At 71.3% G+C, this 20940-nt stretch carries 17 protein-coding genes and 4 pseudogenes; 10 read left to right on the top strand and 11 right to left on the bottom strand.

The window, feature by feature from the left end:
* Positions 1-42 precede the first annotated feature (42 nt).
* From ABZ471_RS42100 to ABZ471_RS42065, 8 genes and pseudogenes are all read right to left on the bottom strand, one after another.
* Complete coding sequence (locus ABZ471_RS42100) at positions 43-501, bottom strand: hypothetical protein (RefSeq protein ID WP_359074316.1); 459 nt, start codon at positions 499-501, stop codon at positions 43-45.
* A gap of 95 nt (positions 502-596) precedes the next feature.
* Positions 597-1373: a polysaccharide lyase family 7 protein gene (locus ABZ471_RS42095; RefSeq protein ID WP_359074314.1), complete on the bottom strand. Its 777-nt coding sequence runs from the start codon at positions 1371-1373 to the stop codon at positions 597-599.
* Positions 1374-1499: 126 nt separating this feature from the next.
* Complete coding sequence (locus ABZ471_RS42090; protein WP_359074312.1) at positions 1500-2708, bottom strand: chitinase; 1209 nt, start codon at positions 2706-2708, stop codon at positions 1500-1502.
* A 129-nt stretch (positions 2709-2837) separates the two neighbouring features.
* Positions 2838-5001 (bottom strand): annotated as a pseudogene (locus tag ABZ471_RS42085) (TIM-barrel domain-containing protein).
* A 681-nt stretch (positions 5002-5682) separates the two neighbouring features.
* The gene (locus ABZ471_RS42080; protein ID WP_359074310.1) at positions 5683-6111 is read right to left on the bottom strand and encodes a PaaI family thioesterase; all 429 of its coding nucleotides are present in this window, start codon (positions 6109-6111) and stop codon (positions 5683-5685) included.
* Between the two features lie 117 nt (positions 6112-6228).
* Positions 6229-6444 carry a 4-oxalocrotonate tautomerase family protein gene (locus tag ABZ471_RS42075; protein WP_359074309.1) on the bottom strand — a complete coding sequence of 72 codons (216 nt, stop codon included), beginning with the start codon at positions 6442-6444 and terminating at the stop codon, positions 6229-6231.
* Between the two features lie 26 nt (positions 6445-6470).
* Positions 6471-7379 (bottom strand): SDR family oxidoreductase, encoded by a 909-nt coding sequence (locus ABZ471_RS42070; RefSeq protein ID WP_359074308.1) that lies wholly within the window; start codon positions 7377-7379, stop codon positions 6471-6473.
* A gap of 92 nt (positions 7380-7471) precedes the next feature.
* The gene (locus ABZ471_RS42065) at positions 7472-8221 is read right to left on the bottom strand and encodes an SDR family oxidoreductase (RefSeq protein WP_359074306.1); all 750 of its coding nucleotides are present in this window, start codon (positions 8219-8221) and stop codon (positions 7472-7474) included.
* 140 nt (positions 8222-8361) lie between these two features.
* Between ABZ471_RS42065 and ABZ471_RS42060 the strand changes: the two genes are divergently transcribed.
* On the top strand, positions 8362-9231 hold the full coding sequence (locus ABZ471_RS42060) for a helix-turn-helix transcriptional regulator (protein ID WP_359074303.1): 870 nt from the start codon (positions 8362-8364) through the stop codon (positions 9229-9231).
* 322 nt (positions 9232-9553) lie between these two features.
* Complete coding sequence (locus ABZ471_RS42055; RefSeq protein ID WP_359074301.1) at positions 9554-10645, top strand: GNAT family N-acetyltransferase; 1092 nt, start codon at positions 9554-9556, stop codon at positions 10643-10645.
* A 154-nt stretch (positions 10646-10799) separates the two neighbouring features.
* Here ABZ471_RS42055 and ABZ471_RS42050 read toward each other — a convergent pair.
* Together ABZ471_RS42050 and ABZ471_RS42045 are read right to left on the bottom strand one after the other, a co-directional pair.
* Positions 10800-10994 (bottom strand): annotated as a pseudogene (locus ABZ471_RS42050) (ABC transporter ATP-binding protein); the annotation flags it as partial.
* Positions 10991-11206 carry a hypothetical protein gene (locus tag ABZ471_RS42045; RefSeq protein ID WP_359074299.1) on the bottom strand — a complete coding sequence of 72 codons (216 nt, stop codon included), beginning with the start codon at positions 11204-11206 and terminating at the stop codon, positions 10991-10993. The pseudogene ABZ471_RS42050 and the gene ABZ471_RS42045, both read right to left, overlap by 4 nt.
* Before the next feature lie 96 nt (positions 11207-11302).
* Here ABZ471_RS42045 and ABZ471_RS42040 point away from each other — a divergent pair.
* The 5 genes and pseudogenes from ABZ471_RS42040 to ABZ471_RS42020 all read left to right on the top strand — a co-directional run.
* Positions 11303-12213 (top strand): annotated as a pseudogene (locus tag ABZ471_RS42040) (alpha-hydroxy-acid oxidizing protein); the annotation flags it as partial.
* 63 nt (positions 12214-12276) lie between these two features.
* A complete protein-coding gene (locus ABZ471_RS42035) occupies positions 12277-12978 on the top strand; it encodes an SDR family oxidoreductase (protein WP_359074297.1) in 702 nt (233 codons plus the stop codon).
* 151 nt (positions 12979-13129) lie between these two features.
* Positions 13130-14305 (top strand): FAD-dependent oxidoreductase, encoded by a 1176-nt coding sequence (locus ABZ471_RS42030; protein WP_359074295.1) that lies wholly within the window; start codon positions 13130-13132, stop codon positions 14303-14305.
* 122 nt (positions 14306-14427) lie between these two features.
* Positions 14428-16230 (top strand): RICIN domain-containing protein, encoded by a 1803-nt coding sequence (locus ABZ471_RS42025; RefSeq protein WP_359074293.1) that lies wholly within the window; start codon positions 14428-14430, stop codon positions 16228-16230.
* 48 nt (positions 16231-16278) lie between these two features.
* On the top strand, positions 16279-17085 hold the full coding sequence (locus ABZ471_RS42020; RefSeq protein WP_359074291.1) for an inositol monophosphatase family protein: 807 nt from the start codon (positions 16279-16281) through the stop codon (positions 17083-17085).
* A gap of 18 nt (positions 17086-17103) precedes the next feature.
* Here ABZ471_RS42020 and ABZ471_RS42015 read toward each other — a convergent pair whose 3' ends face one another.
* On the bottom strand, positions 17104-18297 hold the full coding sequence (locus ABZ471_RS42015; RefSeq protein WP_359074289.1) for an acyltransferase: 1194 nt from the start codon (positions 18295-18297) through the stop codon (positions 17104-17106).
* Positions 18298-18636: 339 nt separating this feature from the next.
* Between ABZ471_RS42015 and ABZ471_RS42010 the strand changes: the two genes are divergently transcribed.
* The 3 genes and pseudogenes from ABZ471_RS42010 to ABZ471_RS42000 form a co-directional block, all read left to right on the top strand.
* A complete protein-coding gene (locus tag ABZ471_RS42010) occupies positions 18637-19791 on the top strand; it encodes an abortive phage infection protein (RefSeq protein ID WP_359074288.1) in 1155 nt (384 codons plus the stop codon).
* Between the two features lie 267 nt (positions 19792-20058).
* A complete protein-coding gene (locus ABZ471_RS42005; protein WP_359074286.1) occupies positions 20059-20496 on the top strand; it encodes a Fur family transcriptional regulator in 438 nt (145 codons plus the stop codon).
* 45 nt (positions 20497-20541) lie between these two features.
* Positions 20542-20940: pseudogene (locus ABZ471_RS42000) on the top strand (catalase-peroxidase); the annotation flags it as partial.

Below are 20940 nucleotides of genomic sequence, written 5' to 3'. Positions count from 1 at the left end.
CCCGCCCGGGTGACGGGCGGGGCGCGTGCGGTCCGGGAGCGCTCAGTCCCAGAGCGGGTAGGTCATGACCTGGTTGAAGCCGTCCGGCCGGGCGTCCTTGTAGGTGAGACTCATGCGGTCGAAGCGCTGGACGTCCGGGTGCTTCTTCCACGGCTGCGCGCGGTCCAGCCGTACCGTCACCGGGTAGGCGCGGAAGGTGCCCGCCGCGCAGTAGGGCTTGCAGTCGTTGACCATGTTCACGCCCACGGCGACCGCCGCGTCCGGGCTCCACTGGGTCCAGTGGAGCCCCGTGAGACGGCTGTTGCCGTCGCCGCAGGCCAGGATGAAGTCGGCCGGGCGGACGTCGTGGTTCCACAGGCAGTCGACGAGGACGGGCTGCGAGACCTCGGCCCTCGGGGTCGGCGTCGGGGTCGGCGGACTGGCCGAGGCCGTGGTCATCGCCGCCGTGAGCATGGCTCCTGCAGCGAGGGTGACTGCCGTTCCCACCAGTGATCCGCGCATGGCCGCTCCCAGCCGTCGTGCCGTGTCCGACCGCGTGCACCTCGACGCTACGACCGTCCGCCCGGTTGCACCAGTCGCGCAGGTCGGGCGGCGTGTCAGCCGTGCTTCACGGTCAGTCCGTAGAAGGCGACCCGGGCGCCGTTCGTCGTACTGTTCGAGGAGGACTGGTTGTACGAGCCCGCCTTGAAGTACTGCTTGTACGGGAAGAAGGACGACGGGATGCCGTAGCGGGTGGTGGTGCCGTTGACGGTCAGCTCGATGGTGTTGCCGCCGGAGACGGCGATGGCGTAGTTCCACGTCTTGCCGACCGACACATGCCCCACGGTGTGCAGGGTCTGGCCGCCGGACGGCGAGTTCTCGGTGCCGAGCACGATGTCGCCGTTCGCGTGGTAGTACAGCTCCAGCAGCGGCTTGGTGGAGGAGCCGCCGGAGCCGAGGTGGATCTGGCCCACGCACACGTTCTTGGTCACGGCGACGACGCGCAGGGTCGCGCTCATCCGGTGGGAGCCGCCCAGGGACCAGTCGGCGGCGCCGCCGCCCCGGTTCATCTCCCGCAGTTCGGAGCGGGCGTAGTTAGAGTTCGGCGTGGTCACGCCCTTCTCGGGCGCCCAGAAGGTCATCGCGCCGTCGCGGGTGTCGGTGTAGAAGTACGCGTCCTGGTAGCCGTTCGCGCCCTGGAGCCGGGACGAGGGGATGGTGGTCGGGGAGCCGGGCGAGCCCACCGGCTCCTGGAGTTGCCATATCGACAGGTCGAAGTTGCCACCGGGGGCGACATGCGGGTCGGCCGCCCCCGCACTGCCGCTGCCGAGGACGGTGAGCGCGAGCGAGAGGCCGGCGGCGGTCGCTGCCGCGAGAAGCCGGGATCGGGTCATGTGGGGGGTCCTTCCGCCGGAAGGATGCGGCCGGCGTTCAACTGTTCAGAAGCGTGAACGCTGGCCGCATCCTTGGTCATCGGTGACCCGTGAAGTTAGAGGTCTGAACCAGACACGTCAAGAGGTTCAGCAGGCGCCCTCGTCCTGCCACGGACCCCACTCGGCGGCGCCGGGCGTCTCGTTCTGGGTCCACCACTTGGCCTTCCAGTTGTGCTGGTTGTACGACACCTCGTTCCCGGCCGTGTACACCGCCGTCGAACTCCAGGCGGTCTTGCAGGAGCTCGGGGTGGGGGTGGGTGTCGGAGTGGGGGTGGAGGTGGGCGGGGTGACCCCGGCGAACTGCACCGAGTACTTCGCGTAGTCCCAGGAGTTCTGGGTCACGCTGGAGCAGGTCCCGGACGTCCGGCCGCCGTTGTCGGGCGGCGTGCACTGGCGGTCGCGGTTCAGGGACCAGAACGTGAACCGATCCATGTGATGGTTCGCGGCGTAGTCCAGCACGGTCTGGAAGTCGGCCTGCGTGAAGTACTCGCCGGTGTCGCTGCGGCCGTTCATGCCGGAGAAGCCCTCGTGGGCGTAGGCGGTCGCCTGGTCCCAGCCGAAGGTGGACTGCAGGATCGAGTTGAAGTTGGTCAGCGCGCTGGTCTGGCTGGCCGCCCCGTTGAAGCCGCCGTCGAAGGGCATGATGGAGAAGTTGTTCGGGGTGAACCCCTGCGACTTGGCCTCCAGCAGCATCTGCTTGCCGAACCAGCCGGTGCCGTCCGCCGTGCCGGCCGTGGTCACGGAGACGTACAGACCCGGGTTGTTCTGCTGAAGGATCTTCGCGGCGCCGATCTCGTTCTTGATCGCCGCGGTGTTCTCGTACTCCGGCTCCTCCAGGTCGAAGTCGATGGCGTGCAGCCCGTACTTGGTGATGACCTGCTGGTACGCGGCCGCCGTGGAAGCAGCGTCCGAGCAGGTCTGCCCGAGCTTGGTGCCGCCGTATCCGCCGATGGAGACGGAGACGTCACCGCCCTTGGCGCGGATGGTGTCGACGACCGACTGGACCGCCGTGTCGGAGGAGACCGCGGCCGTGCCGCCCCAGGTCGGGGAGCAGCCGCCGCCGTTGGGGGCCAGGATGAAGGCCAGCTGGAAGGCCTTGAGGCCGGTGGCGTCCATGATGGCGGACGGGTTCGGTGGGTCGTTGTCCAGCGGCATCAGGTACGGGGCCGCGGCGTACCACCGGTTGCTCAGCGCGGTGGTCGCGCCCGAGGCGTTGCCCGCGACGAGCGCGGTCGTACCCGCGGCGGCCAGTGCGACGGCGGCCGCGGCGCCCAGACATGCACGAAGACGTCTCACTGCGTGCCTCCAGAGGGGTGGGGTGGGGAGGGGCCCCAGCCTCCGGGGTTGATGAGATCACGTCAATAGGTTGGTCTAGTCCAAAGTGCTCTTTGGACTAGACCATACGTGTTCTTTACCTAAGGCTCCTCATCGGAGGCGCAGGGTGAAGCCGCGGCCGAGCGGCAGGCTCGGGGTGCGCACGGTCGTCACCCGGGTGTCGCCGTCGAACGACCAGGCGGAGTCCGGCAGTTGCCGCCCGTCGAGGTACACGTGCCCGGGCGTCGTGTCGCCGTGCACCGTGAACCGGTACGTCCGGGCGTCGACCTTGCCCGCGTACTCGCCCCTGCTCGCGCCGACCGACACGGTCGTCCCCTGGGTGTCGGCGTGCACCGACACATGCTGGGTGGCGGCCGCGCCCTTGGCGAAGTCACGGGTCACGCCGTCGTCCTCGTAGAGCGTGTAACGGCTGGTGCCGTGGGCGGACGGATACAGGTCCCAGTCCAGCTCGTGCCGGTCGCGGGTCTGCCAACTCGTCGTGCCCTTGGGCCACATGGGGACGATCGCGCCGTCGCGCACGAACAGCGGGAGCGTGTCCAGCGGTGCGTGGTAGCCGTTCAGGGTGGTGGGACCCTCATAGGTGCGGCCGGTCCAGTAGTCGGTCCAGGTGCCCTTGGGCAGGTAGATGCCGTCGCGGGTGTCGGAGTCCTGGTAGACCGGGGCGACGAGGAAGTCGCGGCCGGACAGGAACTCGTACTTCGCCTGCGCGCCCAGCGTGTTCGGGTCGTCCGGATACTCCAGCCACAGCGGACGCACCGCGCCCACACCCGTCTTCGCCGCCTCGGCGGACAGTGTGTACATGTACGGCAGCAGCCGTTCCTTCAGCTGGAGGTACTTGCGGTTGACGGAGGTGTACGGCTCACCGTCGAGCCACGGCTGCTGGTCGGCGGGCTTGCCCGTGGCGATGTCGCTCGCCCAGCCGTCCATCGTCATGATGGCCGGCAGGAACGCCTTCCACTGGAGGTCCCGGGCGTACATCTTCGCGTCGTGGCGGTAGATGCTGCCCACGTCACCGGTGTTGTAGGCGATGCCGGACATCGTCGCCCCGGCGTAGGTCGGGATCTGCCAGCGGATGTAGTCCCAGGACAAGCTTCTGGTCGCCGCTCCACAGCACTCCGCACCGCTGGGCGCCTGCCCAGGAGACGGGCAGCCACACGAAGCCGCGCGCGTCGCTGTTGCCCTCGATCCCCGCCTTGGCCGCGTCGCACGCGTCCAGCGCGAACTTGTAGCCGTTGCCGACCCAGGCCACGTCCAGCTTGGCCACCCGCTGGCCCGCCTTGACCTGGTCGGCGAGCTTGTCGATGCCGTCCTGGGTCCACAGGCCGAGCTGGGCCTGGTGGTCCTGCAGGCCCTTGGCGGTCTGCTCCAGGTTCTCGTACCCGCAGCCGTAGCCGTCGTTGACCAGCATCCAGCCGAGCGGCATCTGGTTCTCGGTGTAGCCGTCGGCGATCTTCAGGGCGTCCAGGGTGTGCCGCTCGCCCCGGTTGGCGTTGTGCAGATAGCAGTCGGAGTCACCGGGTTCGAGGCCGTACACGGGCGGCATGAAGGGCTTGCCCACCAACTGTGTGTACTTGCCGATGACCTGCTTGGCGTCGCCGAGGAAGTAGTAGGCGTCCAGGCGCCGTTCCTGCTGCCCGGTGGTGACCGGTGCGCCGAACGTGTACACACCCGGCGCGAAGGTGTTGCGCAAGACGCCGTAGCCCGCGCTGGACAGGTAGAACGGCTGGGAGTTGTTGTAGCCGCCCTCGTTCCAGTCGAAACTGTTGGCCACGTACATCGTCTGCCCGCGGTGCGAGAAGCTGCCGTTCTGCTCGCCGCCGCCGAAGAACTGCTCGTCCGCGCCCCGCGTGAGGCTCTGCCGCATCCCGCCGGTGGACCAGCGCAGCGGCTTGTCCTCCTGCCAGATCCGGGTGCGGTCGTCGGGCCTGTACAGCCCGAACCGCAGGGGCTTCTTGTACACGCGCAGGACGGCCTCGGGGCTGCGGATGCCGTAGTAGTCGCCCGCGTCGAAGGACGAGGTGTGCCGCTCGAGGGTGGGCGCCTTGCGCACGACGGCCGTGCCCGCCGGATCGCTCAGCGAGCCCGACGGATCCGCCTGGAGGCGGAGCCGGCCTCCCGTCAGGAAGTCGGCGCGGGCCGTTAGTCCGCCCGCCCCGATCGTGTAGCTGCCGGCGTCGCCGGAGAAGGAGGTGAGATCCCCGGCGTCTGTGGTCGCGGGCAGGTACGCGGTGCCCGTGAAGGAGTTGTCGTGCACGTCGTACGGGACGACCAGGACGTGGTACGTCCCCGACGCCCGAGGGATCACCGTGGCCTCGGGGTCGGCGGTGCCGGCGCTGGACGCCACCTGCTTGCCGTGGTCGTCGTAGACGTACAGGTCGAAGTCGTCGGACGGCTTCTCCCACTTGACCGACAGCGGCACGCCGCCCTCGGGGTTGTCGTCCCAGTAGCCCTCGGGCACCGAGACGGTCAGGTCGAAGCGGTCGCAGACCTTGTTCTCGGGGTCGGCTGCGGCATCGGGGCAGCTCTCGGTGCCGCCGCCGGTGCCCTTGGCGTAGACCGGGCTCTGCCAGGTGACGCTGCTGTGGGCGGAGTCGAGTACGGCGCCGGCCGCTGTCGTGGCGGCCGCTGCGGGTGCCGGGGCGGTGAGCACGGTCCCGGCCAGGGCGGTCGCCAGCCCCAGCGGAACCCAGGCCGGCCACGGCACACGGTGTCGGAGTCTTCGCACGGCGGAACAGCTCCCATCGCACCATCGCGGACTGACTGTTCTTGCGCTGTATGCGCGTAAACGCTTGAAAGAGGCTTCAATCGAGCAACTTCACGCACGAAGCCTCGGGGTTGACGCAGGTTCATGTCAATACGACGGTGCGGATCACCGCCCGGACACGACGAAGGCCGGCCCTGCGGATGGCGGGGCCGGCCTTCGTGTCGACGACGATCAGTCGGTGGTCCTCCCGAGCACGATCTGGGTCTGAGTGGTCTGTCCGACCAGCCGGTCCCGGTCGTCGCGCAGGTCGGTCTGCACCACCAGGAGGGTCCCGCCGAGGTGCAGCGGACGCGCCGTCGCACGGACGTGCCCTGCGGTGACCGACCGCAGGAAGTTGGTCTTGGACTCGACCGTCGAGGTCCCGGAGGCCCCCTCGGGCAGGTTCAGGTAGGCGCACACGGCACCGACGCTGTCCGCCAGTGCCATCAGCGCCCCGCCGTGCAGCGCACCACCCGCCGTACAGGCCTCTGGGGACCAGGCCAGGCTGCCGACGGTGCGCTCGGCCGTGACCTCGTGCAGCTCGATGCCCAGCCCGGCCGCGAACGGCATGGCCGCCAGCAGATCGGCGGGCTTCGGGACGGCCTGCTCGGAGGGGGACATCGCGTACTGCCTTTCGTGAGGGCCGCGGCGTTCCGGACGTTGACCCGCCGTGGTGCCGCCAGGCAGTGTGCCGGCGGGCTCCGGAACGGACCCGGCCCACGGACGCGAATGAGCCAGTCAGCCCTCGGGCGACTCCTGGATCATGGCCAGGGTCAGCACGTGGCCCCCGATGCCCCAGCCGCCGTCGGCGACCTCCTCGACCAGGACCAGCGTGGTGGCGCGGGCACGCTCGCCGTAGATCTCGGCGTACAGGTCGGTCGTGCGGGTGACGATCAGTTCCTTCTGCTTCTCGTCCAGGCTTCCGGCGGGGACCTTGAAGTTCGCGAACGGCATGGTGAGTCTCCTTGTATGAGGGGGTGTCAGAGGGCGCTGCCCGCGGTGAGCAGATCCTCGAGTCCGGCGCGGCGGAAGAAGTCGACGCGGATGCGGTCGGCGATCGCGGAGACGACCTCGCTGCCGTCGCGGGTGGGGTCGACGTGGGTCCGCAGCGGCCTGGTGCCCGCGGGCAGATCCACCAGGCGTACGACCGCCTCGGCGACCTCGGCCACGTCCGCGTCCGGCGGCACCAGCGCCGCGAGCCGCTTGTCCAGGCCCGCCAGCAGGGCGCCGTAGCGCTCGTCGTAGGCGGCGGCCCGGTCGGTGTCGGCGGGGGTGCCCGCATGCGCGAAGTGGTTGGTGCCGGAGGTGAACGCACCGGGGACGACGATCGCGGTGTCGATGCCGAACCGGATCAGCTCGCCGGCGTAACTGACCGCCAGCGCGTCCATCGCGGCCTTCGCGGCGAAGTACGGCGCCAGGAACGGCGGGCAGCCGCCGCGGGTGCTGGAGCTGCCGATCCACACCAGCAGCCCCTCGCCCCGTTCCCGCAGGTGGGGCAGCGCGGCCCGGTTGACGCGCTGGGCGCCGAGGACGTTGACGTCGTACAACTCGGCGAGCTGCCCGGGGGTGAAGGCCTCGGCCGGGCCGGTGACCATGTGGCCCGCGTTGTGGACGAGCACGTCCAGGCGGCCCTCGGCGGCCAGGACCCGGGCGACGGCCGCGTCGGCGGAGTCCTGGGAGGTGACGTCCAGCTCGACCGCGTGCAGGGACCCCCCGTGCTCGGCCGCGTACCGGTCGAGCTCGGCCACGGCGGGCGCGTTGCGGGTGGCCGTCTGCCGGATGCCCGCGTAGACGGTGTGGCCGGCATCGGCGAGCGCGCGCACGGTCAGCGCGCCGAAGCCGCTGGAGGCGCCGGTGACCAGGATGGTCCGGGATTTTTTCGTAGGCATGATTCCTCGCTGGGAGTGCGGAGAGTTATTGGAGTGCTGGGGTGGCGGAGTGGAGGAGTACCGGAGTTGCCGGAAGCGGGGGTCGGGAGTTGTCAGACGATGCCGCCGTTGGCGCGCACGATCTGGCCGTTGACCCAGTGGCCGGCCGGGGAGGCGAGGAAGGCCACCACCTCGGCGATGTCGGCGGGCGTGCCGAGCCGCTCCAGCGGGGGCTGGGCGGCCAGCTGGGCGATGGTCTCCTCGTCCTTGCCGTCCAGGAAAAGATCAGTGGCCGTGGGCCCGGGGGCGACGGCGTTCACGGTGATGTCCCGGCCGCGCAGTTCCCGGGCCAGGACCATGGTCATCGCCTCGACCGCGCCCTTGCTGGCGCTGTAGGCGCCGTAGGCCGGGAAGGACAGGCCCACCACGGAGGTGGAGAAGGCGATGAACGAGCCGCCCCGGCGCAGCGTCCGGGCCGCCTGCTGAGCGACCACGAAGGTGCCCCGGATGTTGGTGCGGTGCATCGCGTCCAACTGCGCCAGGTCCAGCTCGGCGATCGGCGCGAGATACATGCGGCCGGCGGCGTGCACCACGACGTCGACTCCGCCGAACTCGCGGGCGGCCGTCCCGAACACTTCGGCGACCTGCCCCTCGTCGGCGACGTCGGCGCGCACGGCGACCGCCCGGCCGCCGGCCGCGGTGACCTCCTCGACGGCGGCTTCGGCCAGGTCGCGGTTGCCCGCGTACCCGACCACCACGGCGTATCCGTCGGCGGCGAGCCGGGTCACCGTCTCGCGGCCGATGCCGCGGGAGCCTCCGGTGACGATGGCGACGCGAGGTGCTGCGGTTTCCTGCGTGGACATGGGAACTCCTGAGTGCTGGAGGGGTTGGTTCCTGGTGGCACCTCCAGCCTGGGCCGCCGACCGAACGACAGCCACGGCTCGCCTCACCCTGGGGTTGGCAACCCCTGGTTCCGCGCCGTCGCAGGAGTGACCATGGGATCGTGAACCACTCGGAGCTAGCCGCCTTCCTGAAGTCCCGCCGCGACCGGGTCCGCCCCGCCGACGTCGGCCTGCCCACCGGGCCCCGCCGCCGGGTCCCGGGGCTGCGGCGCGAGGAGGTCGCCCAGTTGGCCGGGCTCTCCGCCGACTACTACACCGAGCTGGAACGCGGACGCGGGGCCCAGCCCTCCGCGCAGGTGCTGGCCTCCCTCGCCCGTGCCCTGCGGCTGAGCGGTGACGAACGCGACCACCTCTTCCACCTTGCCGAGCGCCCCGTGCCGACCGCCCACGGCACCGCGGCACAGGCCCAGCCCGCCCTGCTCGGTCTGCTGGACCGGCTCGCCACCACCCCGGCCCAGATCATCAACGACCTGCACGAAACCCTCGCCCAGAACCCCCTCGCCGTGGCGCTGCTCGGCCCGCCCCCGGCCGCCCGGGGCCCCGAGGCGAGCTTCGTCTACCGCTGGTTCACCGACCCCGTTGCCCGTGCCGTCTATCCCGCCGAGGACCACCCGCACCACTCCCGGGTCTTCGTCGCCGACCTCCAGGCGGTCGCCGCCCGGCGCGCCAAGGACGCCGACGTCACCCGGATGGTCAGCGCGCTGCGCCGCCGCAGCGAGGAGTTCGCCGCGCTCTGGGAGCTGCGGGACGTCGCACTGCGCCGCACCGACCACAAGCGGATCGTCCATCCCACGCTCGGCGTCATCGAGTTGGACTGCCACAACCTGTTCAGCGAGGACGGCCGCCAGCGGCTCCTGTGGTTCAGCGCCCCGCCCGGCACCGAGGGCGCTGCGCAACTGGAACTGCTGTCGGTGATCGGCACGCAGGACATGACCGTGGACCCGGACCGCTCGGGACACCGGCAGGGCTGACGGGGCGCATGCGTCCGCGCGGTGCTCGGGGGGCGTGAAATTCGCGGCGTCCATCCCGTCTCATCACGGATGTCCGCAGACCCGTGGCGGATCATCCGTCGCCTGAGGCACCCTTGACAGTGTGCGTACTGTTTCGCGACGTTTGAGCATCAACGCACGGCGGGGACCCGCAGACAACAGACGAGTCGGCAGGACGCGCCCGGCGCGTCATGGGGGGAGCGATCGCCCATGCGATCCATGAGCCATGATCCACACGCCTCACCGGCCTGTGCCGCACGCGACACGTGCTCCGTGGAGCCGGCGGAAGGGCGGTCGAGCTGAGGTGGAGATCACCATCCACAGACCCGGTGACCTGACCTCCGCGCTGCGCGAGGCCTGGCACCGGGCGATGGACGAATCACCCGAGTACGCCAACCCCTTCCTGGCACCCGAGTTCACGATCGGGGTCGGCCGCCACCGGCGCGGGGTGCGGGTGGCGGTCCTGCGCGAGGGCCGGGAGCCGGTCGGATTCCTCCCGTACGAGCGCGGCCCCCTCGGCACCGGCCGGGCCATCGGACTCGGCCTGTCCGACTGCCAGGCCCTTGTGCACCGGCCCGGTGTCACGTGGGACGCCGGGGAACTGCTGCGCGCCTGCGGGCTGAGCATCTTCGAGTTCGACCATCTCGTACAGGAGCAGCGGCCGTTCGCTCCGCACGTCACCGGCACCTTCGCCTCACCGGTGATCGACGTGAAGCCGGGGGACGGCACCTACGCCGAGTGGCTGCGCGGCGCCTATCCGGGGCTGGCCAAGACGACGCTGAAGAAGGAACGCCGGCTCGGGCGGGACATCGGCGAGGTGCGGTTCGAGTTCGACGAACGGGACCCGCGGATGCTGCGCACGCTCATGGACTGGAAGTCCGCCCAGTACCGCCGGACGGGACGCATGGACCGGTTCTCGCGGCCCTGGATCGTGGACCTCGTGAACCACCTCTTCCACCTGCGTGAGGAGCACTTCACCGGCGTACTGTCCGTGCTGTACGCCGGGGACCGTCCGGTCGCCGCCCACTTCGGCCCCCGCTCCAGCACGGTGCTGGCGGCCTGGTTCACCGCGTACGACCCCGAACTGCACTACTACTCGCCCGGGTTGATGATGCACCTGAGGACCGCCGAGGCGGCCGCCCGGCACGGGGTGACCCTGGTCGACCTGGGGCGCGGAGACAAGGAGTACAAGAACTGGCTCAAGACCCGTGAGCTGCGGGTCGGTGAGGGTTTCGCCGCCCGGCCGCACCCCGTGGCCATGGCGCAACGGCTGTGGCGCAGACCGGTGCGCGGCCTGCGGAACACGGTCCTGGCCCATCCGCGGCTGCGCGAGCCCGCCGACCGGCTGCTGAAGACGGCGGGCCGGCTGCGCACCGAGGGCCGGCCCGCCAGGTGACGCCGCGCGGCGCGCGCCCGTCGCGATACCCCCGCGCGCCGACGCACCGCACCCGGCCGGCGGTACGACCTCCGTGGCGCTCATCCGTGCGCCGGTCCACCACCGCATGCCGGCTCCTCCCGGTCCGACGTACGCCTCCCGGGACGCCCCGGCGTCAGTCGTCCTGCCGCACCGCCCGACCCACCTCCGTGCGCAGTGCCACGAAGGCGGGCAGGCCCCGCGTGGTGAGCTGGTCGCGCTTGCCGGGCAGGCCGACCGCCAGGTCCCGCACGACGCGGGAGCCGGGGCCGCGGGAGAGGACGACGACGCGGTCGCCGACGTACACGCTCTCGTCGATGTCGTGGGTCACGTGGTACGTGAACACCGGCGCGCCCGGGGCCACCACCACGTCGTACGGCGCCAGGCGCGCGGCCAGCGGGTCGGGACCGGTGGCAGGAACCCCTGGAACAGCGGGTGCGACTCCGGGAACCCGGAGCGGCCGGACAGAGGGCTGATCCACACCCCGGCACGGATCCGCTCGGTCGGCGCCCGGACCTCGTCCAGCGCGTCCTCGTCGTCCACGCCCGGGCCGACGACCAGGGCCGGACGTGTGCACGCGTCGAGCCGGGCGGCGAGTTCGGCCAGCGCGTCCGGGTCGAAGTCCTCGGCGAGACCTGGCCGTCCCCGCTGTTCATTGCGCCGGTCGGAGTGATCGGGCTCTGCGCGCAGGACGGGCACGGTGATCTCGCCGCGGGCCGGGCGGCGGCCCGGTCAGGTGTCCCGCTGATCGCCTCGACTCTGGCCATGGACCCGATGGAGAGCGTCGCCGCCGAACTGGGCAGCACGCCCGGTTGCTTCCAGCTCTACACGCCCACCGACCGTGAACTGGCCGAAAGCCTCGTTCACCGCGCCGAGCAGGCCGGGTACAAGGCGATCGTGGTCACCCTCGACACCTGGATCACCGGGTGGCGGCCCCGTGACCTGGCGACCGGGAACTTTCGTCAGCTGCGAGGCCACTGCCTCGCCAACTACTTCACCGCCCCCGGCTTCCGCCGACGGCTCGGCCGTGACCCGAAGGGCGATCCCAACGGGGCGGTCCTGCTGTGGACGCAGGTGTTCGGCAACGCGCTCACCTGGGACGATCTGCCCTGGTTGCGTTCCATCACCCGGCTCCCGCTGATCGTCAAGGGCATCTGCCACCCGGATGACGTGCGACGTGCCGAGGACGGCGGTGTCGACGGCATCTACTGCTCCAACCATGGAGGGGCCGCCATTCCAACGGTGGCCTGCCCGCACTCGGCGCGCTGCCCGACGTCGTGGCCGCTGCCGACGGACTGCCCGTCCTGTTCGACTCCGGAGTCCGCTCGGGGGCCGATGTGATCAAAGCCCTGGCCCTGGGTGCGACCGCCGTCGGCATCGGCCGTCCGTACGCCTACGGCCTGGCACTCGGCGGCACGGACGGCATCCTCCACGTCCTGAAGTCCCTGCTCGCCGAAGCGGACCTGATCATGGCCGTCGACGGCTATCCCACCCGCACCGACCTCACTCCTCAGAGCCTGCGTCGTCTGCCCCGAGAGGCTTCGCCTTGAGTATGGAAACCGATCGGTTTACGATGCTGGAAACCGATCGGTTTCATCTGTCTGGAGACTGCCGTGACCGCACTGAAGAACTCCGTCGTCCTCGTCACCGGTGGCAGCCGGGGCATCGGAAAGGCCTTCGTGGAGGAGCTGTACGCCCGGGGAGCCGGGCAGGTGTACGCCACCGCCCGCGACCCGCGCACCATCACCCACCCCGACGTTGTCCCGCTGCCCCTGGAGGTCACCGACCCTGCCTCCGTGGCGGCCCTGGCCGAGCAGGCGCCGGACGTGACCGTGCTGATCAACAACGCCGGCGCCTCCACCGGCGCCCGCGTGCTCACCTCGCCCCTGGAGGACATCCGCCGCGAGTTCGAGATCAACTACTACGGCCCGCTGCTCCTCACCCGCGCCTTCGTGCCCGTCATCGAGCGCAACGGCGGCGGCCACATCCTGAACGTCCACTCCGCGCTGTCCTGGCTCGCCGACGGCAGCAGCTACAGCTCCACCAAGGCCGCCCTGTGGTCGCAGACCAACAGCCTGCGCCTGGACCTCCAGTCCCGCGGCATCCAGGTGACGGGCCTTCACATGGCCTACGTCGACACCGACATGACGTCCGGCATCGACGCCCCGAAGGCGAACGCCCACGACATCGCCGTGGCCGCCCTCGACGGCATCGAGTCCGGAGCGCACGAGGTGCTCGGCGACGACACCACTCGCTGGGTGAAGACGGCGCTCTCGCAGGACCTCGCATCGATGTACCAGCAGCTCGCCAAGTGAGCCCTGCGTCCCAGGGGGTGGCGCACTTCGCGCGCCGGGCCCGGCCTCCCGGGACGCGACCGAATGTGGTGCCTCGGTTTGCCCGCCCCGCCGTTCATGGCGTACGTGTGCCTTCGGCCGAGTCGGCGGAACGGAACGGTGGGGTGGACCGATGGCACGCATACTGGTGATCGGCGGCGGCATCGCGGGCACGGCGGCCGCGCTGGGCCTGCACAAGGCGGGACACGACGTCGCCGTCTTCGAGGCGCACCCCGACACCGCCGAGGACATAGGCGCCTTCCTCACCCTGGCGACCAACGGCATGCGCGCCCTCGCCCAGCTCGACGCCACGACCGCCGTCACGGCCGTCGGTTTTCCGCTGACTTCCCTGCGCCTGCTCGACAGTCAGGGCGCCGAGGTCACGAAGGCACCGCTCGCCGGCGCGGACGACCCCGCCCTGCGCTACCGCTGTCTGCGCCGCGGCGAGCTGAACGCGGCCCTGCAGGCGGAGACGGTCCGGCGCGGCGTACCCCTGCACCACGGCAGCCGCCTGGTGTCCGTGGACGACGGCCCCGACGGCGTGACCGCGCACTTCTCCGACGGCAGCACGGCCACCGGCGACCTGCTGATCGGCGCGGACGGCCTGAACTCGGCCGTGCGCCGACTTGCCTTCGCGCCCGCGGCGCAGCCCCGATACGCGGGCCAGCGCGTCTTCTACGGCTACACGGACGGCGCCCCCGCGGCCGAGGGGACCGATGCCATCACCATGGTGCGCGGCACCGAAGCGGCCTTCGGGTACGCGGTCTCGCCGACCGGGGAGACGTACTGGTTCGCCCGCGTCGCCGGCGATCCGCTGCCCGCCGGCCCGCCGGATCACCGCACGGCCGCCGAACGGCGCGAGGAACTGCTCCCGCTCCTGCGCAAGGACGCCACGCCCGCCGCGGACATCGTCGCGGCCTGCGCCGACCGGATCATGGTCACCAACGCCACCGAGATGCCGCTCGGCACCCCCTGGCACACGGACCGCGTCCTCCTCATCGGGGACGCCGCCCACGCAGCCTCCCCGGCCACCGGCCAGGGCGCCTCGATGGCGCTCGAAGACGCCGTCGTCCTCGCCAAGGCCCTGCGCGACATCCCCGATGCGCCGACCGCGTTCGCCGTCCATGAACACCACCGCCGCCCGCGCGCCGAGCACAACATCACCGTCAGCGGCGGCATCTCCCGCGGCACCCACGCCCCGTCACGCGCCGGTTCCACCGCTCCCGGCGCATCGCGCGAGGACGACACGCTGATCCGTCAACTCGCCTGGGAATCACCGCTCGTTGACGCATCCGACCCGGAGGCCTGAGCGGCGCGCCGCCGCGAAAGTGCAAGAGGCGGAGCATGGGAGTCCATTGCCGGGGCGACCACCGGGCCCGGATCGTTCCGGTGCAACCGGCCCTTCGGCAACAAGGAGCACCCGTGCGACTCTTGAGCAGAGCAGGCGGCGCCCTGGCCGCGGCCGCCGCCCTGGCCCTGGGCGGCGGCACACCGGCCCCGGCGACTGCCGCGCCCCCGGCCGCCGACGCGACGTACACCGTGACCGTCGGGACACCGGTGCCGTTCACCCACCCCACGGACACCCCCGCCACCCCGTACACCGACAGGGACGGCACCTTCCACTACCAGCAGTCCGCCGCCCTCTACGGCGCCGAGGACCCGCGCACCTGGGACTTCTACACGGGCAAGGACTTCGACACCGCCGCCTTCGACAAGACGCTCAGCAAGGCGGCCGACCCGGCCAACGCCCAGGACCGCAACGACGACACCACCTGGCGGTGCAACAACAGCCCGACCGGCCGCGAGGCGACGTACGCCCCGAGCGGCTCGGGCTACGCCCAGAAGAACTACTGCGACCTGTCCGGGGTGTGGGTCGATCCCGACACCGGTGACTGGTACGGCCTGGTGCACAACGAGTTCACCCCGCAGCCCTTCGGTGACGGACTGCACTACGACGCAGTCGACTACGCCGTCTCCCACGACCGGGGCCGCACCTGGACCATCAAGGACCACGTCCTGACCTCCCCGTACAGCACGAAGCGCGGGGACTCGACGGCCTTCCCGAACCAGACGTACTCCTACGGCGACGGCGACCAGCGCCTCTTCGTGGACACCGCGTCCGGCTACTTCTACGTCTATTACGGCTCCCGGATCGTGGACAAGAAGGGCGGCTGGAAGGCCTTCTACGAACACGTGGCCCGCGCGCCGATCTCCGCGAAGATGGCGCCCGGCTCCTGGCGCAAGTGGTACGACGGCTCCTGGTCCCAGCCCGGCACCGGCGGCCGGGAGAGCAACATCGTGCCCGTCGACGCGGACCACCCCACCGGCTACACGCCCGTCTCCGGCGAGTACGACCCGGCCAACACCGGCACCGCCGCCGAGCAGATCGCGGCGGGCACGATGCCCCCCACCTCGCCGCTGTTCGTCATGAACGTCGCCTACGACGCCTACCTCGGCCTGTACATCGGCGAACCGCAGGCCGTGGACCAGAGCGGCGACTCACCGCAGTACTTCTACGCCACCGAAGACCTGGCCTCCCAGCAGTGGCGTCTCATCGGCGACACCGGCGGCTACACGAACGCGTCCTGGTACCGCTGGTTCCTCGACCCGGCCAACCGGACCAGTTCCACCGTGGTCGGCAGGACCTTCCGCTCGTACTGCTCCTTCGGCTGCTCCCACGACTCCTCCGGCGAGTACGTCGACGTCACCATCGACGCCGCCCGGCCCGCCGCCCCGCCGGTGGACACCACCCGCCGCTACCGCATCGCCGCCGGCACGGGCCGGGTCCTCGCCCAGAGTTCAGGCGGCTCCGCCACGACGTCCGTCGCATCCCCCACCGGCTCCTCCCGGGAATCCTGGACCTTCACACCCACGGGCGACGGCGCCTTCACCCTCACCAATGCCGCCAGCGGACGCCTGCTCGGCGTCAGCTCCGCCTCCACTGCCGGCCGTGCCTGGGGAGCCAGGCCGACCGCCACCGCGGCACCGGCCGACGGGCCTTCCGTCGGCCAGCAGTGGTTCCTGATCCCCGGCGCCTCCGGCGACGGCAGCCACCGTCTCGTCAACCGCTACAGCGGCCTCGTCCTCGCCCTGTCCGGGACGTCCGGCCGGCGCGCCGAGACCACTCCGGTGCGCAACTGGACGGACACGAGCGGCAGTTCCGTCGGCGCAGGCCGCACCGCGGCCGAGCAGACCCTGTCGCTCACCCCGACCGGACCGGCCCGCCGGCGGTGACCCATCCCGGGCCCGCCGTCCCGGCGGGCCCGGACCTATCCTCCTGGCATGCTGATCGACAACGGGGAGTCCGACGCCCGACTGGCTCTGGCGGCCGCCCAGGCGGGCGCGGACGTGGTACGCGACATGTACGGGGGATCCCTCGCCCGCTTCGAGAAGTCCGCCGGTGACTTCGCAACGGCGGCCGACCTCGCGGCGGAGCAGGCCATCGTGGAGGTGCTGCGCGACGCGCGGCCCGACGACGCCGTGACGGGGGAGGAGAGCGGCAGCATCGGTGCCGCGGCGGCCCCGCGCCGCTGGCTCGTCGACCCGCTGTGCGGCACCCTCAACTACGCGGTGCGGAACATGCTGGTGGGGGTCAATGTGGCCCTGCGGGTGGGCGACGAGATCACCGCGGCCGCGACGGCCGACCCGTTCAACGGCGAGGTGTTCTGGACCGACGGGATACGAGCCCGGGTCCGGACCGACGGCAGGGACGAGGAGTCGGCGCCCTCGCCCGACTCCCGGCTGGTGGACGTCAACCTCGACCCGCCGTTCCCCAACGCCCCCGGCTTCCAGGCGGTCCGGCTCCTGGCCGACCCGGGGTTCACGCAGCTGTTCCGGCCGCGGGTGGTCTCCACGACCCTCGCGGTCGCCTGGGTGGCCGCCGGCCGCCGGGCCGCGTACGTCACCGACGGCCACCTGCGCGACAGCGTGCACTTCTCCGCCGGGATAGCCCTGTGCCGGGCCGCCGGCTGCACGGTCACCGGCATCGACGGCCGGCCCCTGCACACCGGCGCCGGCGGGCTGATCGCGGCCGCCGACGCGGCGACCCATGCCGCACTGCTGGAGATGGTCAGGAACCAATCGCGGTAACCCTTGGCGGCGTACGGCTCAGTCGCGTGCCGCGGCCGGAGCGTCGCGGCTGGACGGGAGCGAGTCCCGTGACGGGGCCGAACTGCCACGGGCGCGGCGGCTGCGCAGCAGCAGGCGTCTCGCCGGGTGCTCCACCGCCTCGTACAAGAGCCACGACAGGGCCAGGGAGACAGTGAAGGCGACGGCGGTGACCGTGAGGCCTCCCAGGACCCCGTAGCGCGGCTTCGTCCCCAGCAGGTTCGTGCCGGCGCGCAGGACCAGCAGGTGAATCATGTAGAAGGCGAACGACAGTTCCCCCAGCCGCACCAGCCGCCGGTGCCGCCACAGCGACGGCAGTCCGTGCAGATCCGCGACGGCCGCCGCCGGAATGAGCAGGGCGAACCCGGCGAGGGTGCAGACGGTGGCGGAGTAGCCGGGTGTGACCTGCGGGATCAGGAAGTACCCGATGATCGCCAGGGCCAGCGAGGCCTCCAGACCGGGCCCGCGCCACCGGCCGAGCAGCACCAGCCGGGCCGTGACCGTGCCGAGGACGAACTCGGGGAGGCGGGCGGAGGGCAGAGAGTAGACCGAGTGGCTCATCCAGTGGTGCGCATCAGCCCAGGCCAGGACCAGCACCGCCACGACCGACACCCCGCCCAGGGCCGTCGCGCCCCGGGCGCCGAGCCGGCGCAGCAGCAGGATCAGCAGCGGGAACGCGGCGTAGAAGAACGCCTCGCAGGCCAGCGACCAGCTGACCGGGTTCAGCGTCTGCCACCAGGGCTGCCACCAGGAGTGCAGCAGCAGGACGTTCGCCAGCGCCTGCTTGGGCGTCGGCCTCGCCTGATGGGCCAGCGTGTACGCCATGACGAGCGCGACGGCCAGAGTGACCAGATGGACCGGGTAGATCCGCGCGATCCGCCGCCGCCAGAAGGCGAGCGCACTGTCCCGGGGCCGCGCGGACCACGTCAGCACGAAGCCGGACAGCACGAAGAAGAACGACACGCCCGAGGCGCCTGCACCGAATCCCCAGAACACGATCTGGCCGGCGTCGCCACCGAAGTAGCCGAAGTTGTTCACGTGCAGCCCGAACACCAGCAGCGCCGCGACCCACCGCATTCCGGTGAGGGACGGCAGGGAGGACGGGGCGCCGGGCGGGGAGGATCTGGCGGCGGCCGTGGCCGCGTCGGGTCGTGCGGGCGGCGTCCGGTTCGCCCGGGTCGTCGCCGTCGTCATCCCATCACCTGCCGCAGAAATCTCGCGTGGGGCATGAATTTCGCGTGGGGCATGAAGGGGAGCGTTTCCCGTTCGCCCCCTCTTCATCACGTCATGATGCAAACATCACACTGCTGGCGAACGACGGAACCCCCGGTATGCCACGGACGGTCGGACCCGGTGCATCCCTACGAGTGAACGCCCCCGGGCCGTTGCCGGCAGCCCGGCGACCGGCCGCGGCCGGTCGGCGCCACCTCGGGGTCCGGCGCGACTTTCGGCGTCCGATTCGCTCCCTTCGGCCGCGTGCCGCAGACCATCGGGGGACGGTGCCGGCGGGCCTGCTCCCGCCAGGGTGACCGTATGCAGAAGACCGAGAACACCAAGAGCGCCGGCAGCGCCGGCGGGATCAGTCGCGCACAGTTCCTGGCCGGGACGGCCTCCGCAGGGCTCGCCGCGGCGCTGCTGCCCTCGGGTCCGGCCCGGGCGGCCGAGGGGCGGCGGCACGGGCTGGGCCACCGAGGTGTCGTCTACACCGTCGGCGCGGGCGAGACACCGGCCACGGGTTTCACCACGGCCCGGATGCGCAAGGACATCCGCGCGATCCGCGACGACCTGCACGCCGACACCGTGGACGTCACCGGCGACGGCGTGGAGCGCCTCACCGCCACCGCGGCGGAAGCGGCCGAGCGGGGCCTGCACGTCTGGCTCCAGCCGACCCTCGGGGACGTCCCCGAACAGGACATCCTGGAACATCTCGCCGAGACCGGCCGGTTCGCGGAGCGGCTGCGCCGGCAGGGCGCGAGCGTCGACTTCAGCGTGGGCTGCGAGTTCTGGCTCTTCGTGCCCGGCATCGTCCCGGGCGACACCGTCCTCGAACGCGTCCGGAACCTGCTGGACGGCAAGGTCGACCCGGTCAGGATGCAGCGCCGCCTGGACCGCTTCACGGCGAAGGCGGCGGCGGCCGGCCGCTCCGTCTTCCGCGGCCGGCTGGGCTACGCGGCCGCCCAGGACGACCGGGTCGACTGGCGGCTCTTCGACATCGTCGGCATCGACTACTACTCGTACTTCCCCCACCGCGCCGACTACGTACGGGAGTTGCGCCGCCATCTGCGCTGGGGCAAACCGCTGGCGATCACCGAGTTCGGTACCTGCGCCTACGTCGGCGCACCCGAGACCGGCGGCATGGGGTGGAACGTCGTCGACCACGACAAGCATCCCGAGGAGATCAAGGGCGACCTGGTCCGCAGCGAACGCACCCAGGCGGCGTACCTCATGCAGCTCCTCGACGTCTTCTCCTCGCTCGACCTGTACGCGGCGATGGCCTTCGAGTTCGTGACCCTCGACGCCCCGCACCGCCCCGGCGACCCCCGCCACGACCTCGACCTGGCGAGCTACGCCGTCACCAAGACCATCGAGGACCGTCCTCACGACCCCGCGTCCCGACGGCACTGGGAGCCTAAGGAGGCGTTCCACGCTCTGGCCCGCCGGTACGCGAGGGAGGCGCGTCGCGGCTGACATGCGGCCCCCGGATCCGCGCGCTCACCCGTTCGGAGGACGCCTCGGCTCGGCGCGCCGTGGGACGGGGCGTACGGCCACATGATGCGTCCGTGCGCCCGCGCCCGGTCTGTCCCCACGCGCCCGGTCTGCCCGGCGTGGCCGCCGGCCCTGGCAGCCACGCCGGGCAGAGCTACGCACCGGCAAACACCGGGCGACGACACGAGACCAGAATTGCATTGTTCGTTTTCTTGAATCCTTCGTGTTTATGAGGGTAGGTTCGACCTCATGACCGCATCCCAGACTCCGACCACCGCCGAGGAGCTGCGCGGTGTCGGCCTGCGCGTGACGGCGGCCCGCGTCGCGCTGCTGGAGACCGTCCGGGACGGTGACCACCTCGGCGTCGAGGCGATCGCCTCCGGGGTCCGCGACCGCGTGGGCCACATTTCCCTGCAAGCCGTCTACGAGGCCCTGCACGCGCTTACCGCAGCGGGCCTCATACGCCGTATCGAGCCGGCCGGCAGCCCCGCCCGGTTCGAAGGACGCGTCGGTGACAACCACCACCACGTCGTGTGCCGGTCGTGCGGTGCCGTCGCCGATGTCGACTGCGCGGTCGGTGAGGCACCCTGCCTGACCGCGTCCGACGACCGTGGCTTCGCGATCGACGAGGCCGAGGTCGTCTACTGGGGCACCTGCCCCGACTGTTCCACCGGCCGCAGTTTCTGAGCACGTTTCTGAGCACCGAGTTCCGTCCAGTTCGGAAGGATTGCCATGACTGAGAACCACGACGCGATCGTCACAGACGCGAAGTCGGAGGAGGGAAGCGGCGGCTGCCCCGTAGCGCACGGACGTGCCGCGCACCCGACCCAGGGCGGCGGTAACCGTCAGTGGTGGCCGGACCGGCTCAACCTGAAGATCCTTGCCAAGAACCCCGCCGTGGCGAATCCGCTCGGTGAGGACTTCGACTATGCCGAGGCGTTCGGCTCCCTCGACCTCGCGGCCGTGAAACGGGACATCGCCGAGGTGCTGACCACCTCGCAGGACTGGTGGCCCGCCGACTTCGGCAACTACGGCCCGCTGATGATCCGTATGGCCTGGCACAGTGCGGGCACCTACCGCATCAGCGACGGCCGCGGCGGCGCCGGCGCCGGCCAGCAGCGCTTCGCCCCG

Source organism: Streptomyces sp. NPDC005728 (assembly GCF_040630895.1).
In the GTDB taxonomy this organism is placed as follows: domain Bacteria; phylum Actinomycetota; class Actinomycetes; order Streptomycetales; family Streptomycetaceae; genus Streptomyces.
Note: the sequence above shows the minus strand (reverse complement) of the source record. Positions and strands in the feature narration are given on the sequence as shown.